Origin of the sequence: Pigmentiphaga kullae, assembly GCF_004216695.1 — a bacterium.
In the GTDB taxonomy this organism is placed as follows: domain Bacteria; phylum Pseudomonadota; class Gammaproteobacteria; order Burkholderiales; family Burkholderiaceae_B; genus Pigmentiphaga; species Pigmentiphaga kullae.
In genome coordinates, this window is sequence record NZ_SGXC01000001.1 from 2253493 (window position 1) to 2268550 (window position 15058).

The window sequence follows — 15058 nt, forward strand, 5'->3', positions numbered from 1 at the left end:
GCCGGCGCCGTATCTGGGTGCGGTGCAGCATTACCCCGGGGTAATGAACCCGTCCGCATTCTTCATTGGACGCCTCCCGGGGCCGATTCCACAATGGCCGCCGATCAACAGCCGGCCGCGCGAAGCACGCAGCCGCGACTTCCGCCCATCCGGGCGCCGCGGCCTGCCGCCGCACGAGGAGACAACCATGGGTCCGTCCCGTCCGTCATCGATGTCCGCTCATTCTTCCGCGCGGCGCGCGGTGCTCGCGGCCGCCGCCGCGCTGGCGCCGCTGCTGGTCGCGCAACCGTGCCTGGTCCAGGGAAGCGACGCGTTTCCATCCAAGCCGCTGCGGCTGGTCGTGCCCTTTGCGCCGGGCGGCGCGGCGGACGTGATCGGGCGTTCGGTGGCCGAGCAGTTGCAGCGCGAGCTGGGCCAGTCGGTGGTGGTGGTCAACCGCGACGGGGCCGGCACCATCGTCGGCGTGAACTATGTGGCGAAGGCGCCCGGCGACGGCTACACGCTGCTGCTGAGCGGCGACGCCGCTACCATCAACACGGCCAGCGGCCGCTCGCTGCCCTACAACTTCCTGCGCGAGCTGACGCCGGTCTCGGTGCTGTTCTCCGGCGCCCAGATCCTGCTGGTCAGCAAGGACAGCCCCTTCAAGACGCTGCAGGACATGGTGTCCTACGCGCGCGCCCACCCCGGCAAGCTGCGCTACGGTAGTTCGGGCATAGGCACCTCCATCCACCTGTCCGAGGCCTCGTTCAACGCCGCGGCCGACATCGAGGCGCTGCACGTGCCCTACCGGGGCGTGGCGCCGGCCATCACCGATCTCATGGGCGGCCAGGTGGACTACGTGATCGCCGGTTCGTCGCTGGCCACGCCGGCCATCCAGAGCGGCCAGTTGCGGGCCCTGGCGATCACCACCGCCAGGCGGTCGCCGATGCTGCCCGACATTCCGACCGCCAGGGAACAGGGCGTGGATGTCGAGACCATGGGGTGGTATGGGCTGTTCGTGCCGGCCACGACGCCGCCGGCGATCGTCGCCAGGTTGAACGCCGCCACGCTGGCGGCGCTCAAGTCGCCGGAACTGTCCGAGCGCTTCAAGTCCATAGGCGGCGAAGCGCGCGGGACCTCGCCGGAAGAGGCGGGCGTTTTCGTCAAGGCCGAGATCCGCAAGTTCTCCGAACTGATGCGCCGGCTCAACATCAAGCTGGATAACTGATCGTGCAGGACATGCCCATGGATAACCCCGCCTGCGAACCTGCCGAAGACACGGTGCTGGTGCGCCGCGAGGGCGCGGTGATGCACGTGTCGCTGAACCGGCTCGATGCCCGCAATGCCCTGAACACGCCGGTGCGCCAGGCGCTGGCTGCGGCGTTCCGGCAGGCCGAGGCCGACCCGGGCGTGAGGGCGGTGCTGGTGACCGGGGAAGGGCGCCATTTCTGCGCCGGCGCGGACATACGCGAACTGCGGGCGCGGACCATGCTGGAAGCCGGGTGGGCGCCGGAGCGCCTGGACACGATGGTCGAGGGTTTGTCCAAGCCGGTGATCGGCGCGCTGCACGGGTACGTGCTGGGAGGCGGACTGGAACTGGCGCTGGCGTTCACCGTGCGGCTGGCCTCCGAGGACTTCCGGGGCGGCTTTCCCGAGGTGAAGCTGGGCATCTTCCCCGCGCTGGGCGGCACGCAGCGCCTGCCGCGGCTGGTGGGGGAAGGGCGGGCACTGGAACTGATGCTGCGCGGCCGCATCGTCGATGCCCACGAGGCACTGGGCATGGGCCTGGTGACCGAGATCGCGCCGGCCGGCGAACTGCGCCAGCGGGGCCTGGCGCTGGCGCAGGAACTGGCCGCGGGGCCGCCGGTGGCGATGCGCGCCATCATGGAGTGCGTCCGCCGCGCGGGCGACCTGGGGCGGGCCGACGGGCTCGACTACGAACGGCGCCTGTTCGGCATCGTCTGCGGCACCGAGGACAAGGCGGAGGGCGTGGCGGCCTGGCTGGAGAAGCGGCCACCGCGCTTCTCGGGCCGCTAGCCGGGCACCAGGACGGAGAACCTAGTCATGAATCTGCAAGGCTTGCTGGAGCCGCGTTCCGTCGCCATCGCGGGGGCGTCGGCCGATCCCTCGAAGCTGTCCGGGATGATCCTGGGCTTTCTGTCGCGCAGCGGTTTCCAGGGGCGGGTCTACCCCATCAATCCCCGCTACGAGACCATCGCCGACATGCCGTGCTATCCGTCGGTCGAGGCCTTGCCCGAAGCGGTCGATCTGCTGGTGTGCGTGGTGCCCATCGCCGCCGCCTTCGATTCGATCGAGGCGGCGGCGCGCCGCGGCGTCCGGTTCTGCGTCCTGATGACGGGCGGCTTCGGCGAGGGGCGCAGCGGCGACGAAGGGCGGGCCCGCCTGGCGCGATTGCAGGACCTGTGCCGCGAGACCGGCATGCACGTGGTCGGGCCCAACACCGTCGGCATGGTCAATTTCCGCAAGCGGCTGCCGCTGACCTTCGCGGACTGGTACGGCCGGGACACCGGCCAGCGCGGCGGCGTGGCCATCGTCACGCACAGCGGCAGCGTGGGCGGCCTGATCTTCTCGTCGCTCCAGCTCAATCGCATAGGCGTGGACTACTGGATAGGCCTGGGCAACGAAGCCACGCTGGAGACGGCCGATTTCATCGCCCACTTCAGCGCCGACCCGGACATCCACACCATCATCTGCTACATGGAAGGGATACGGGACGGGCGCAAGTTCATCGCCGCCGCCGAGGCGGCGCGGCGCACCGGCAAGCGTATCGTCGTGCTCAAGGCCGGCGAGTATCCCGATTCCGTGCGTTCCACGATCGCGCACACCGCCCGCCATCCCACCGACCGCGACGTCTACGCGGGCGTCTTCCGGCAGTTGGGCGTGATCCAGGTGGTGTCGCTGTCGGAACTGAGCTATGTGATGACGCTGCTGACCAGCGTGGGCGACCGGCTGGGGCCGCGCGTGGGCATCATCTCCGCCTCGGGCGGCGCCTGCTCGGTCATCGCCGATCACGTGATCCAGGCGGGGCTGGAGCTGCCCGAACTGCCGCCCGCGTTGCAACAGACGCTGGATCGCGGCATTCCGGTCTACGGCTCGTCCAGCAATCCGGTCGACCTGTCGGCCGACGTGGTGGCGCGCGGGGAAATCCTCGGGCACACGCTGGCGGCGCTGCGCGAGGACGACAGCATCAACGTCTGGATGTTGTTCGGGCGGCCCATCATCGACCGCTACTACCCCATGCTGATCGAGTTCGTGAACGCCACGGGCAAGGCCATGGTGGTGTGCTGCGGCGTGCCGCTGGCGCCCGACGTCCACGCGGCCCTGGCCGAGCACGGCATTGCCGTGCTGCTCGATCCCGAGCTGTGCCTGCGCGCGCTGGCGCGGATCGCCTGCCGTCCGGCCGAAGAACCCGTGCCCGCGCCGCCGCTGCCGGCGCGGACGGCGGACGCACGGGCCGTCCATGGCCGGCAGGCGGGCGAGCTGCTGGCGCGCCACGGGCTGGACGTCTCGGCGTCGGCCGTACCCTGGCTGCGGGTGGAGATCGCGCGGGACAGGGACTTCGGTCCGGTCATCATGGCCAACTGGCTGCCGGCGTACCGGGTCGGCACGCACCGCGTGGTGCGCGCGCTGCCCGCTACCGGCGCGGACCTGCTGGCCCTGGTCGACGACCTGGGGGAACAGTTGCAGGAATGGCCGGCCGAGCCGGTCGATATCGAGGATGCGCTGGCCACCGTGGTAAGGGCCTACGAACAGTCTCCCGGCGTGCATGGACTGGGGGTCGAGTTCGGCGGCGCCGACGGACGGGTGGCGGTCTGCGCGGCGTTCCGGCGCCAGACGCAGGCCGGTTGATCATGGACCAGGCCTACATCGCCGGCGTGGGGGAATTGCCGCAGGGCCGGTCGCCCTTGCCGGACACCATGGCGCTGCATGCGGAGCTGGCCCGCCGCGCGCTCGAGGACGCCGGCATGGAACTGGCGCAGGTGGACGCGGTGCTGACGGTCCCGCCCCGCACCGACCTCTATCTGATCCACGCCGCCGCCCTGGCCGAACACCTGGGCATCGAACCCGCCGTGGCCTGGACCCTGGAAGCCGGCGGCGCGGCGCCCATGGCGATGGTCGAGACCGCGCGCGGCCTGATACGCGGCGGCAGCGCGGCCACGGTCCTGATCGTGGCCGCCGACATGCCGCTGGGCGCCGCGTCGCGGGACGCCTATGTGAAGACCCTGGCCGAGGCGGGGCCGGTGCATCCGGAATGGGAAGTGCCCTACGGTCCCACCGTTCCCGCGATGTTCGCGCTGGTCGCCCGTGCCTATGCGCAGCGCTGGGGCGGCACCGACGAACAACTGGCCGCCGTGGCGGTCCATGACCGGACGGCCGCGGCCGCGCATCCGAACGCGCATCACCGGGAGGCCATCGACGCGGCGGCCCATCGGTCCAGCCGACTGATCGCCGATCCGCTGCGTCTGCTGGACTGCGCGCCGGTGTCCGACGGCGGCGGCGCGCTGGTGGTGACCGGGGTGCCGGGCGCGCGCCGGGTGCCGGTCCGGGGCGCGGGATTCGCCGCCGGCCACATGCATCTGTCGGCGGCCGCATCGCTGACGTCATTCTCGGCCGGCAGGGCGCTCGAGGCGGCATTGCGGCAGGCGGGGGCAGACCGGGACGACATCGACCTGGCGCTGGTCTACGACTGCTTCACGATCGCCATGCTGGTGAACCTGGAGGACCTGGGGCTGGCGGGGCCGGGACGGGCGGGCAGGGGGTTCCTGGACGGCCGTTTCGGCCCGGTGGGCGCGCTGCCCGTGAACACCCACGGCGGCCTGCTGTCGCACGGCCATCCCGCCCGGGCCGGGGGCATCGGCAACGTGGTCGAGGCGGTCGTGCAATTGCGCGGCGAAGCCGGCGCGCGCCAGGCCGGCGAAAGGCGGCTGGCATTGGCGCATGGCATGGGCGGCGTGTTCGCCACGCACGGCGCACTGCTGCTGGGAGCGCCGCGATGATTTCCGTTTCTTCGGGACGGCTGGCGCCGTATCGCGAGGCGGCCGGGCGGGGCGTGCTGCTCTTGCCTCGCTGCGTCGATTGCGGGACGTGGCAATGGCCGCCCCGCGCCGCCTGCCGGCATTGCGGCGGCGCGCCGGACTGGCGCGAGGCCAGCGGCGGCGGGCGTCTGTCGACCTGGAGCGTGGTGACTCGCGCACCGCGGCCTGAATGCCAGGCCGACGTGCCCTACGTCGTGGCCTTCGTCGAGCTGGATGAAGGCGTGCGCCTGTTCACCCGCATCGTCGGCACCGGCGCCGGCGCGCTGCGTACGGGCCTGCGGGTGCGCTGCCGCTTCGCTCCGTCGCCCGAACCGGCCGTATCGATACCCGTATTCGTCGTTGCAGAAGGTTGACATGGATTACCTGATCCCCGCGGAGTTCGTGCAGTTCGCCGATCTGGCGCGCCAGTTCGTGCAGAAGGAGTTGTGGCCCCACGAAGAAGACGTGGAGCGCGCCGACCGCATGCCGCCCGATCTGGCCCGCGGCCTGCGGGCGAAGGCGGTGGAACTGGGCCTGTTCGGCTTCAACATGCCGGAAGAGGCCGGTGGCCCCGGGCTGCCCTATCTGGCGCAGGTCCTGATACGCGAACAACTGGGGCAGGCGAGCGTGGCGCTGGCCGACATGGCGGGCCGTCCGCCCAAGGCCCTGCTGGCCTGCCGCGGCGAGCAGCGCGAACGCCTGCTGGCGCCCGCCGTGCGCGGCGAGCAGGTCTGGGCCTTCGCCCTGACCGAGCCGGGCGCCGGATCGGATGCCGGGGCCATCCGGACCCGCGCGGTCCGCGTCGAAGGCGGCTGGCGCCTGACCGGCACCAAGCATTTCATCTCGCACGGCAACCATGCCGACCGGATCATCGTGATCGCCAAGGCGCGGCGGGGCGACGGCGAAGCGCCGGCCGCCTTCGTGGTGGAGCAAGGCGCGCCGGGTTTCACCGTGGGGCGCGTGCATCGCAAGATGGGATGGCGCGGCTATCCCGTGTGCGAGCTGGTGTTCGACGAGGTGTTCGTGGCCGATGCGAACGTGCTGGGCGAGATCGGCGACGGCCTGCGGCTGGGGCTGGCCAACATCCTGGAGTCGCGCATAGGCGTGGCCGCGCACTGCGTGGGCATGGCCCAGCGCGCCTACGACTACGCGACCGAACACCTGCGCGTGCGGCGGCAGTTCGGGCGGGCGCTGGGCAGCTTCCAGGGCCTGCAATGGATGGTGGCCGAGATGGCGGTGGACATCGAGCAGTCGCGCGCCCTGCTCTATGCGGCGGCGCGCGAGATGGACCGGGGGGTGGACGCCCGCGCGGCGGTTTCCATGGCCAAGCTGTCGGCTACCGAGATGGGGGGCCGGGTGGCGGACCGCGCGCTGCAACTGCTGGGCGGCGCGGGCTACATGGCCGAATCGCCGGTGGAGATGATCTACCGCGATGTCCGCGCCTTTCGCATCGGCGAGGGTACGAGCGAGATCCAGAAGAATCAGATCGCGCGGGCATGCCTGGGCCGGGAGATGTTCGCATGACCGCGGCCGCGAACGGGCCGCTGGCCGACGTGGACGGCTGGACCCTGGGGCGCTTCGCCGACGAGATCGGCGCGCGTTTCGGCGATGGCCTGGCCCTGGTGGCCAGCGACCGGCAGCATGGTCCCGGCCTGCGCCGGTGGACCTACGCGGAACTGGCGCGCGATGCGTGCGCGCTGCAATGGGCGCTGATGCGGCAAGGCGTGCGGCCGGGCGACCGGGTCGGCGTGATGCTGTCGAGCTTTCCGGAATGGGTGCTGTATCTGTTCGCCGTCACGCGGCTGGGGGCGGTGTTCGTTCCGGTCAACCCGCGGTTCCGCGGCCGCGAGCTGCGGCACGTATTGGGCCATTCCGGCGCCCGCGCGCTGATCGCCATGGGCAGCTATCTGGGCCACGACTACGCCGGCCAGATCGCCGAGGCCCGCGCCGATGCGGCGCTGCCGGCGCTGGAGACCGTGATCGGCGTGCATACGGCGCCCGCCGCGGATGCGCGGGACACGGCGGACCTGCTCGAAGCGGGCCGCCGGCGGCTGAGCGAGCGTGGCGCGCCGCCCCGCGCGGACGACGCCGATGCCGTCGCGGCGTTGTTCTACACCTCGGGCACGACCTCGTTCCCCAAGGGCGTGCCGCTGACCCATGCGAACCTGCTGCCGCATTCGGTGCGAGGCGGGCGCTGGCTGGAGCTGGAGCCGGGCGAGGGCGTGCTGACGCTGTACCCGTTCTTCGGGATTTCGGGGGGCGCCAACAAGGTCCTGTCCACGCTGGGCGCCGGCGCGCGGCTGGTCTTCCAGGACAGCTACCGGCCGGACGAAGCGGCCGGGTTGTTGCGCTCGCAGCGCTGCACCGTGATCCATGGCGTGGACGTGCAGGTACGCGAACTGATGGCGGCGTGCCGGCTCCACCCCCCGGGCGGCGAACCCGAACGCCGGGCCACCATCGCCTTCACCGCCGGACTGGACGAGGCGCTGGCGCGCGAGATGGGGCCCGGGCTGGGCATCCACCGTTTCATCCATGCCTACGGCATGACCGAGACCAATCCCATGATCCTGTACAACCGCCTGGACGACGCGTTCGAGGTCAGCGTGAGGGCGGGCGGCCGCGTGGCCGACGGCGTCGAGGTGCGCGTGGTCGACCCCGCTTCCGGCCAGGACAGAGCGGCGGGGCAGGAAGGCGAGATCGTGGTGCGCGGGCCGACGGTCATGCGGGGGTACTACAACGATCCCGAGTCCACCGCCGCGGCGTTTCGAAACGGCTGGTTCCATACCGGCGACCTGGGCGTGCGGACCGCGGACGGCTTCCTGTTCTACGTGGGCCGGCTCAAGGACATGCTGAAGGTGGGCGGTTTCAACGTGGCGCCGCAAGAGGTCGAAGAGCTGCTGCGGACCCACGAGGCTGTCGCCGACGTCGCGGTCGCGGCCGGCAGCGATCCGCGGCTGGGCGAGGTGCCCGTGGCATTCGTCAAGCTGCATCCGGGCATGTCGGCGGGCGCGGATGAACTGATCGCCTGGTGCCGCGTGCGCATCGCCAATTTCAAGACGCCGCGGGCCGTCTATTTCGTCGACGAGCTGCCCTACCATACGGCGGCCAACGGTTCCAAGCTGCAGCGCCACGTCCTGCGCGAGTGGGCGCGCCGGCGCGAAGCCTCTATCCCCTGATCCCCGGAGCAACCATCATGCGCATCTGGCACCAGAGCTTTACCGTACTGCAGGACCTGCCGGCCTACGCCGACGCGCTCAAGCTGCGCATAGGCGAGGTGGTCCGGCCCGATACCGAAGTCGTCCTGCACGGGCAGATACCCGGCACCTATACCAGCGACTATCCGGGCTCGGACCTGGCCTACGGCGTGCTGTACTGGATGCACGGCCTGCAATGGTTGGCCGCGGCGCGCGAGGCGCAGCGGCAGGGCTTCGACGCGATGGTGCTGGCCAGCATCGCCGGCCCGATGGCGCGCGAGATCCGGACCATCGTCGACATCCCCGTGGTCGGCTACGGCGAGGCGGCGTTCAACCTGGCGGGCCTGTACGGCCGGCGCGCCGGCATGTTGTTCTTCATCAAGGAGAGGCTGGACTTCTGGCCCGAGCAGTTGCGCCACTGGGGGCTGGAGAACCGCTTCGCCGGCATCGAGCACGCGGGGGTGTCCTTCAAGGACGTGCTGGCCGGGCACATGGATCCGTCGCGACGCGATGCCGTGGTGGCCCGCATCGTCGAGCAGGGCGAGAAGCTGGTGCGCGAGACCGGGGCCGACGTCATCGTGCCGGGGGAGATGCCGATGAACCTGCTGCTGTCGAAGGCGGGAGTCGACCGGATAGGCGGCGCCACCGTGGTCGACGGGCTGGCCGTCTCGTTCAAGATGGCCGAGATGATGGTGGACCTGCGCCGCCTGAGCGGCATGCGGCCCAGCAACCATGGCTACTTCCACCAGTCGCCGGATCCGCGCCGCTTCGAGCAGGTGTTGCAGTTCTACGGCGTGTCGGATCTCGGCGCCAGGATTCCCGAGTGCTGAACGCGGGACGCGAACAACGATAAAGGAGACCTGTCATGTCGATCGAATGCGTGCGTCCCGCCGGGCGCCACCCACCGCGCCGGCCTTGGGCGGCGCTGGTTGCCGGACTGCTGGTTGCCGGCGGCGCCCTGGCCCAGTCCTATCCGGTCCGTCCGGTCACCGTCATCAATCCCTGGACGCCCGGCGGTCCGGCCGACGCCGTGGCGCGCCCCATCCTGCAGAAGCTGTCCGAACGCCTGGGGCAGCAGTTCGTGGTCGAGAACCGCGCCGGCGCCAACGGCGTGATCGGTTCGGCCATGGTCGCCCGCGCCCGGCCGGACGGCTACACGCTGCTGTTCTCGCACGTGGGGCCGATCACTATCAGCCCGGCGTTGCAGCGCGACATGCCCTACGACCCGGTCAAGGACCTGGCGCCCATCACCCAGGTGGTGTCCGCGCCGCTGGTGCTGGTGGTCCGGCCGCAGCTTCCCATCCACGACCTGGGCGAACTCATCGCCTACGCCAAGGCGCATCCCGGCAAGCTGTCCTATGGGTCGGTGGGGCCGGGCAGCACCACGCACCTGGCGGGGGCGATCCTGGGCAAGAAGGCGGGCGTGGAACTGCTGCACGTGCCGTACAAGGGCGCGGCCCCCGTCATCACGGACATGCTGGGCGGGCAGATCGACATGGCGTTCCTGAACATCTCGGGGGCGGTGGCCTATCTGAAAAGCGGGCAGTTGCGCGGCATCGCGGTCAGCACGCGCCGGCGGTCGGCGCTGCAGCCGGAACTGCCGGCCATTTCCGAGCGGTTTCCGGACTACGAGATCAATTCCTGGTACGGGATGATGGCGCCGGCCGGGACGCCGCAGGCGATCATCGACAAGCTGCAGGGCGAGATCGCCGCCATCGTGAAGCTGCCGGACGTCGCGCGGCAACTGGAGGGGCTGGGGCTGGCGCCGGAAGGCACGACGCCCCGGCGCTATGCCGAGCAGATCCAGGCGGACCTGGCCCGGTGGCGCGAGGGCGTGAAGGCAGCGGGGCTGACGCCGGAGTGACCCTGCCCTAGACGGCCATGGGCGCCGTCAGCGGCGCGTGGTGTTCGTATCCGACCAGCGAGAAGTCGCCCGGCTCCACGCGCTCCAGCCATTCCGGCTCGTACTTGCCGGTGACGGCGTAGTCGGGGATGCGGTCGGACAGGGCCAGCTGCGGCGCGGGGAAGGGCGTGCGGGTCAGTTGTTCCCGCAGCATGGGCAGGTGGTTCTCGTAGATGTGGGCATCGCCCATGAAGTAGCTGAACCAGCGCGGCTGGTAGCCGGTCAGCCGGCCCACCAGGTGCAGCAGCGCGGCGCCCTCGGTCAGGTTGAACGGCGTGCCCAGGCCGATGTCGTTGGACCGGATGTACAGGCACAGCGAGATCTCGCGCGTGGTCGCGTTGGGCAGGAACTGGTAGAGCAGGTGGCAGGGCGGCAGCGCCATTTCCTCGATCTGCGCCCAGTTCCAGCCATGGAACAGGATGCGGCGGTCGCCGGGGTTGCTGTGGATGGTGTCCAGGCACTGGCGCAACTGGTCGACGGCCTTGTAGAGCAGCACCTTGCGCGTGCCGTCTTCGTCGAACTCGGCCACGCGGGCATAGCCGCGGCCCAGTGCGTCCTGCAACCGGGCGGCGCGCGACGCGTCCAGCACCTTGTAGGCCGGCCACTGGCGCCACTGGACGCCGTAGACGGGGCCCAGGTCGTCGTCGCCTTCGCGGTAGGGGTTGGCCAGCCATTGCGCGTTCTCGTTGGCGTTCTGGTCCCAGACCTTGCAGCCCAGCGCGCGGAACTCCGCGGCGCTGCGCGAGGCGCGCAGGAAGCCCACCAGTTCGCCGATGGCGGACTTGAACGCCAGCTTCTTGGTGGTGACGGCGGGGAAGCCCTGCCGCAGGTCGAACCGCAGCGAAGCGCCGGGCAGGCTGAGGGTGCGGATGCCCGTTCTGTTCACTTGCCACGAGCCGTTGTCGAGGACGGATTGGACGAGGTCGAGGTATTGTTTCATGGGCCTGGGCTGCACAGATGCGACGGCCGGGCGAAAGGCGCCCGCCAGCCATGATTATCGCATGTCCCCGGGGGCGGCCAGGTGGCGCGAAGACCGCGCAACCCGGGCCGGGCGTTGCAGGCCGGGGACCCTGGCACGAGTCCTGCATGCGATAGTTACGTCTGTCCGTCCCCCCTGCCGCATCGATGCATTCCGCCTCCATTCCCGATACCCTGCGCCGCCTCTGGGCGCACGACACCTTCGTCTACAGCCTGCGCGTGTTCATCGCCCTGGCCAGCGTCATGGCGCTGTGCTGGTGGCACGACCGGATGGACCTGGTCATCCCGGCGTTCCTGGGCGTCATCGCCTGCGCGCTGGCCGAGACCGACGACAACTGGCGCGGCCGGCTGCTGGCCCAGGTCGTCACGCTGGCCTGCTTCGCCGTGGCGGCCGTCGCGGTCAAGGCGCTGTTCCCCCATCCGTGGCTGTTCTTGGCGGGGATGGTGCTGTCCACGTTCTGCCTGACCATGCTGGGAGCCATCGGCGAGCGCTATCGCGCCATCGGGTATGCGACGCTGATCCTGGCCATCTACACCACCATAGGCGTGGAGCAGGGCCGGGGCGAGGGCGGCTTCTGGCACGAGCCGGCGCTGCTGATGGCCGGCGCGGCCTGGTACGGCCTGCTGTCGGTATTGTGGGCGGCGCTGTTCGTGCACCAGCCGGTGCAGCAGCGGCTGGCGCGGCTGTACGCCGTGCTGGGGGACTACCTGCTGCTGAAGGCGTCGTTGTTCGAGCCGGTGCGCGGCATCGACCTGGAGGCGCGCCGGCTGGAGCTGGCGCAGCTCAACAGCAAGGTGGTGGTGGCGCTGAACGCGGCCAAGGAAAGCATCTTCAGCCGCCTGGGCCAGAGCCGGCCGGGCCGCAAGACGGCCCGTTATCTGCGGCTGTATTTCATCGCGCAGGACGTGCACGAGCGCGCCAGTTCCTCGCATTATCCCTATGACGAACTGGCCGACGCCTTCTTCCACAGCGACATCATGTTCCGCTGCCAGCGGCTGCTGGGCCTGCAAGGGCAGGCCTGCCGCCGGCTGGCGCGGGCGATCCGGATGCGCCAGCCCTTCGATGCCGGCGACGAGGCGCGGCAGGCGCGGGCCGACCTGGACGCCTCGCTGGACTACCTGCGCCGGCAGGGCCGGCCCGAGTGGGCGCGGCTGCTGCGGTCGGTGGGGGCGCTGTCGGCCAACCTGGCGGAGCTGGACCGGCGGCTGGGCAGCGCCAGCAATCCCGACAAGCTGGACGAGCAGCAGCAGGACAACAGCCTGCTGGACCGGTCGCCGCAGTCGGTGGGCGAGGCCTTCGACCGCGTGCGGCTGCAATTGACGCCGGGCGCGCCGGTGTTCCGCTATGCCGTGCGGCTGACGCTGGCGATGGCGGCGGGCTACGGGATGCTGCACCTGGTCCATCCGCAGCAGGGCTACTGGATCGTGCTGACCACGCTGTTCGTCTGCGCGCCCAGCTATGGCGCCACGCGTACCCGGCTGGTGCAGCGGGTGCTGGGCACGGTGCTGGGGCTGCTGGTGGGGTGGGTGCTGTTCAAGCTGTTCTCCAGCCTGCTGGTGCAGGCGCTGTTCGCGGTGGTGGCGGGGGTGGCGTTCTTTGCCACGCGTTCCACCCGCTACATGATCGGCACGGCGGCGATCACGGTGCTGGTGCTGCTGTGTTTCAACCAGATCGGCAACGGCTACGATCTGTTCGTGCCGCGTCTGGTGGATACGTTGATCGGCGCGGGGATCGCGGGGCTGGCTGTGCTGGTGGTGATGCCGGACTGGCAGGGGCGCCGGCTGACGCAGGCGGCGGCCAGGGCGCTGGCCGCGAACAGCCGGTATCTGCGCGAGATCATGATCCAGTACGAGACGGGCAAGCGCGACGACCTGGCCTATCGGCTGGCGCGGCGCAACGCGCACAACGCGGATGCGGCCTTGTCGATGGCGATGTCGAACATGTTGGCCGAGCCGGGGCATTTCCGGCGCGATGCCGACGCGGGGCTGCGCTTCCTGACGTTGTCGCATACCTTGCTGAATTATCTGTCGGGGCTGGGGGCGCATCGGGAAAGCCTGTCGGACCATGCGAGCGATGCGCAGATCGCGCGGATGACGATGGGGGTGATCGACGCGCTGGACGGGATCGCGGCGGGCTTGGCCGGGAAGGGCGGGCTGGCGGCCAGCAGCGAGGAGGAAGGGGCCTTGGCGCGGGCGCTGGAGCAGTTGCCCGAGGACGATGCCGATGACGGGCACCGGTTGGTGCTGACGCAGCTGGGGTTGATCGGGGGCGTGCTGGGACCGCTGCGGAAGGTGGGGAGCCGGCTGGTCCGGTTGGAGAGCCGGGAGGTGGAGGAGGAAGAGGCCGCCGGGGCCGAGGCCCCGGGCGGGGGTGGGCGCTAGTACCCGACGGCCTGGCCGTCGCGGCGGGAGTCCGAGGCGGCGATGTAGCCCTCGTCGCTGCGGTAGATCAGTTGGGCGGTGCCGAAGTCCAGGCTGTGGCGCTCCGAGACCTCGACGGTGTGGCCCAGCTTGCGCAGGCCGTCGACCACGGCGGCGGGGGTGTGGGCTTCCAGGCGGACCTCGCCGGGCTCCACGCGGAAACGCGGGGCGTCGCTCATGGCCTGCGGGTTCTGGCCGAAGGCGCCCAGGCGCACCAGCATCTGCATGTGGCCCTGGGCCTGCATCGAGCCGCCCATGACGCCGAAGGCCATGACGGGCTGGCCGGCGCGGGTGACGAAGCCGGGGATGATGGTGTGCATCGGCTTCTTGGACGGGGCGACGCAGTTGACGTGGCCGGGGCGCAGGTTGAAGCCGATGCCGCGGTTGTGCAGCGAGATGCCGGTGCCGGGGACCACGACGCCCGAGCCGAAGCCCTGGAAGTTGGACTGGATGAACGAGACCATGGTGCCGTCGGCATCGGCGGCGGCCAGGTAGACGGTGCCGCCCAGCTTGGGGGTGCCGGCGGTGGGGGTGCCGGCGCGCGTGGGGTCGATCAGGGCGGCGCGCTGCGCGAGGTAGGCGGGGTCCAGCAGGTCGGCCAGGCCCAGGCGCATGGCGGCGGGGTCGGCGACGTGTTCGTGCAGGTCGGAGAAGGCCAGTTTCATGGCCTCGATCATGGCGTGGTACATGGCGGGGCTGTCCAGGCCCATGCCTTCGAGGTCCAGGCGTTCCAGCATGCCCAGCGCGGCCAGCGCGGCGATGCCCTGGCCGCTGGGGGGGATCTCGTGCAGGGTGTAGCCGCGGAAATCCTGACGCAGGGGTTCGACCCACTGCACTTCGTGGGCGGCCAGGTCGGCCAGGGTCATCGCGCCGCCGGTGCGCTGCGCGAAGTCGACGATTTTCTGCGCCAGCGCGCCGCGGTAGAAGCTGTCGCCGCCGGTCCGGGCGATGTCGGCCAGGGTGTCGGCCTGCTCGGGGAAGCGCCAGCGGTCGCCGGCCCGGGGCGTGCGGCCGTCGCGGAAGAAGGCCTCGGCGAAGCCGGGTTCCCTGGCCAGGTTGGGGGCCTGGCGGGCCCACAGGCGGGCGATCTGCGGCGTGACCTGGAAGCCTTCCCTGGCGTAGTGCAGCGCGGGCTGGAACAGTTGTTCGAAAGGCAGCTTGCCGAAGCGCTCGGACAGCGCGCGCCAGCCGGCGACCTGGCCGGGCACCGTGACGGCGTCCCATCCGGTGACCGGCATGGCCGCGCGGCCGCGGAAGTGGTCCAGGGTCCAGGCGGCGGGCGAGCGGCCGCTGGCATTGATGCCGTGCAGGCGTCCCTCGTGCCAGACGATGGCGAACAGGTCGCCGCCTATGCCGTTCATGACCGGCTCGACCACGGTCAGCACCATGGCGGCCGCCAGCGCGGCATCGACGGCGTTGCCGCCTTCGTACAGCATGCGCAGGCCGGCCTGCGAGGCCAGCGGCTGGCTGGTGCTGACGGCGTTGGCCGCCAGCAGCGGCATCTTCTGCGAGGGATAGGGGAAATTCCAGTCGAAAGGCAGCATGGC

The 15058-nt window shown here is 70.8% G+C and carries 12 protein-coding genes; 10 read left to right on the forward strand and 2 right to left on the reverse strand.

Annotated features, from left to right (window positions below; translation table 11 throughout):
- The first annotated feature begins 187 nt into the window (after window positions 1-187).
- The 9 genes from EV675_RS11020 to EV675_RS11060 are packed head-to-tail and all read left to right on the forward strand — an operon-like array spanning window position 188 to window position 10073.
- Entirely contained in the window at window positions 188-1207 is a 1020-nt protein-coding gene (locus tag EV675_RS11020) for a Bug family tripartite tricarboxylate transporter substrate binding protein (RefSeq protein ID WP_165404531.1), read from the forward strand.
- A 17-nt stretch (window positions 1208-1224) separates the two neighbouring features.
- Complete coding sequence (locus EV675_RS11025; protein ID WP_165404532.1) at window positions 1225-2016, forward strand: enoyl-CoA hydratase/isomerase family protein; 792 nt, start codon at window positions 1225-1227, stop codon at window positions 2014-2016.
- A 27-nt stretch (window positions 2017-2043) separates the two neighbouring features.
- Complete coding sequence (locus EV675_RS11030; protein WP_130357281.1) at window positions 2044-3849, forward strand: acetate--CoA ligase family protein; 1806 nt, start codon at window positions 2044-2046, stop codon at window positions 3847-3849.
- A 2-nt stretch (window positions 3850-3851) separates the two neighbouring features.
- Window positions 3852-4997, forward strand: coding sequence for a thiolase family protein (locus EV675_RS11035; protein WP_165404533.1), 1146 nt, complete (start codon window positions 3852-3854; stop codon window positions 4995-4997).
- Window positions 4994-5389 (forward strand): Zn-ribbon domain-containing OB-fold protein, encoded by a 396-nt coding sequence (locus EV675_RS11040; protein ID WP_130357283.1) that lies wholly within the window; start codon window positions 4994-4996, stop codon window positions 5387-5389. Before EV675_RS11035 ends, EV675_RS11040 begins: the two co-directional genes overlap by 4 nt.
- A gap of 1 nt (window position 5390) precedes the next feature.
- Window positions 5391-6539 carry an acyl-CoA dehydrogenase family protein gene (locus tag EV675_RS11045; protein ID WP_165404534.1) on the forward strand — a complete coding sequence of 383 codons (1149 nt, stop codon included), beginning with the start codon at window positions 5391-5393 and terminating at the stop codon, window positions 6537-6539.
- A complete protein-coding gene (locus EV675_RS11050) occupies window positions 6536-8191 on the forward strand; it encodes a class I adenylate-forming enzyme family protein (protein WP_165404535.1) in 1656 nt (551 codons plus the stop codon). Before EV675_RS11045 ends, EV675_RS11050 begins: the two co-directional genes overlap by 4 nt.
- 17 nt (window positions 8192-8208) lie before the next feature.
- A complete protein-coding gene (locus EV675_RS11055) occupies window positions 8209-9039 on the forward strand; it encodes an aspartate/glutamate racemase family protein (RefSeq protein ID WP_130357286.1) in 831 nt (276 codons plus the stop codon).
- Between the two features lie 35 nt (window positions 9040-9074).
- The gene (locus EV675_RS11060) at window positions 9075-10073 is read left to right on the forward strand and encodes a Bug family tripartite tricarboxylate transporter substrate binding protein (RefSeq protein ID WP_130357287.1); all 999 of its coding nucleotides are present in this window, start codon (window positions 9075-9077) and stop codon (window positions 10071-10073) included.
- A 7-nt stretch (window positions 10074-10080) separates the two neighbouring features.
- Here EV675_RS11060 and EV675_RS11065 read toward each other — a convergent pair whose 3' ends face one another.
- A complete protein-coding gene (locus EV675_RS11065; RefSeq protein WP_130357288.1) occupies window positions 10081-11052 on the reverse strand; it encodes a thymidylate synthase in 972 nt (323 codons plus the stop codon).
- Between the two features lie 185 nt (window positions 11053-11237).
- Between EV675_RS11065 and yccS the strand changes: the two genes are divergently transcribed.
- Window positions 11238-13472 (forward strand): YccS family putative transporter, encoded by a 2235-nt coding sequence (gene yccS, locus EV675_RS11070; protein WP_130357289.1) that lies wholly within the window; start codon window positions 11238-11240, stop codon window positions 13470-13472.
- Here the strand turns inward: yccS and ggt are convergent.
- Entirely contained in the window at window positions 13469-15055 is a 1587-nt protein-coding gene (ggt, locus tag EV675_RS11075; RefSeq protein ID WP_130357290.1) for a gamma-glutamyltransferase, read from the reverse strand. The two genes, yccS and ggt, sit on opposite strands and share 4 nt — an antisense overlap.
- Window positions 15056-15058 lie beyond the last annotated feature (3 nt).

Excerpts from the sequence above, each read along its gene's own strand:
- EV675_RS11020 (WP_165404531.1), top strand. The coding sequence starts at position 188 with ATGGGTCCGTCCCGTCCGTCATCGATGTCCGCTCATTCTTCCGCGCGG.
- EV675_RS11025 (WP_165404532.1), top strand. The coding sequence starts at position 1,225 with ATGGATAACCCCGCCTGCGAACCTGCCGAAGACACGGTGCTGGTGCGC.
- EV675_RS11030 (WP_130357281.1), top strand. The coding sequence starts at position 2,044 with ATGAATCTGCAAGGCTTGCTGGAGCCGCGTTCCGTCGCCATCGCGGGG.
- EV675_RS11035 (WP_165404533.1), top strand. The coding sequence starts at position 3,852 with ATGGACCAGGCCTACATCGCCGGCGTGGGGGAATTGCCGCAGGGCCGG.
- EV675_RS11040 (WP_130357283.1), top strand. The coding sequence starts at position 4,994 with ATGATTTCCGTTTCTTCGGGACGGCTGGCGCCGTATCGCGAGGCGGCC.
- EV675_RS11045 (WP_165404534.1), top strand. The coding sequence starts at position 5,391 with ATGGATTACCTGATCCCCGCGGAGTTCGTGCAGTTCGCCGATCTGGCG.
- EV675_RS11050 (WP_165404535.1), top strand. The coding sequence starts at position 6,536 with ATGACCGCGGCCGCGAACGGGCCGCTGGCCGACGTGGACGGCTGGACC.
- EV675_RS11055 (WP_130357286.1), top strand. The coding sequence starts at position 8,209 with ATGCGCATCTGGCACCAGAGCTTTACCGTACTGCAGGACCTGCCGGCC.
- EV675_RS11060 (WP_130357287.1), top strand. The coding sequence starts at position 9,075 with ATGTCGATCGAATGCGTGCGTCCCGCCGGGCGCCACCCACCGCGCCGG.
- EV675_RS11065 (WP_130357288.1), bottom strand. The coding sequence starts at position 11,052 with ATGAAACAATACCTCGACCTCGTCCAATCCGTCCTCGACAACGGCTCG.
- yccS (WP_130357289.1), top strand. The coding sequence starts at position 11,238 with ATGCATTCCGCCTCCATTCCCGATACCCTGCGCCGCCTCTGGGCGCAC.
- ggt (WP_130357290.1), bottom strand. The coding sequence starts at position 15,055 with ATGCTGCCTTTCGACTGGAATTTCCCCTATCCCTCGCAGAAGATGCCG.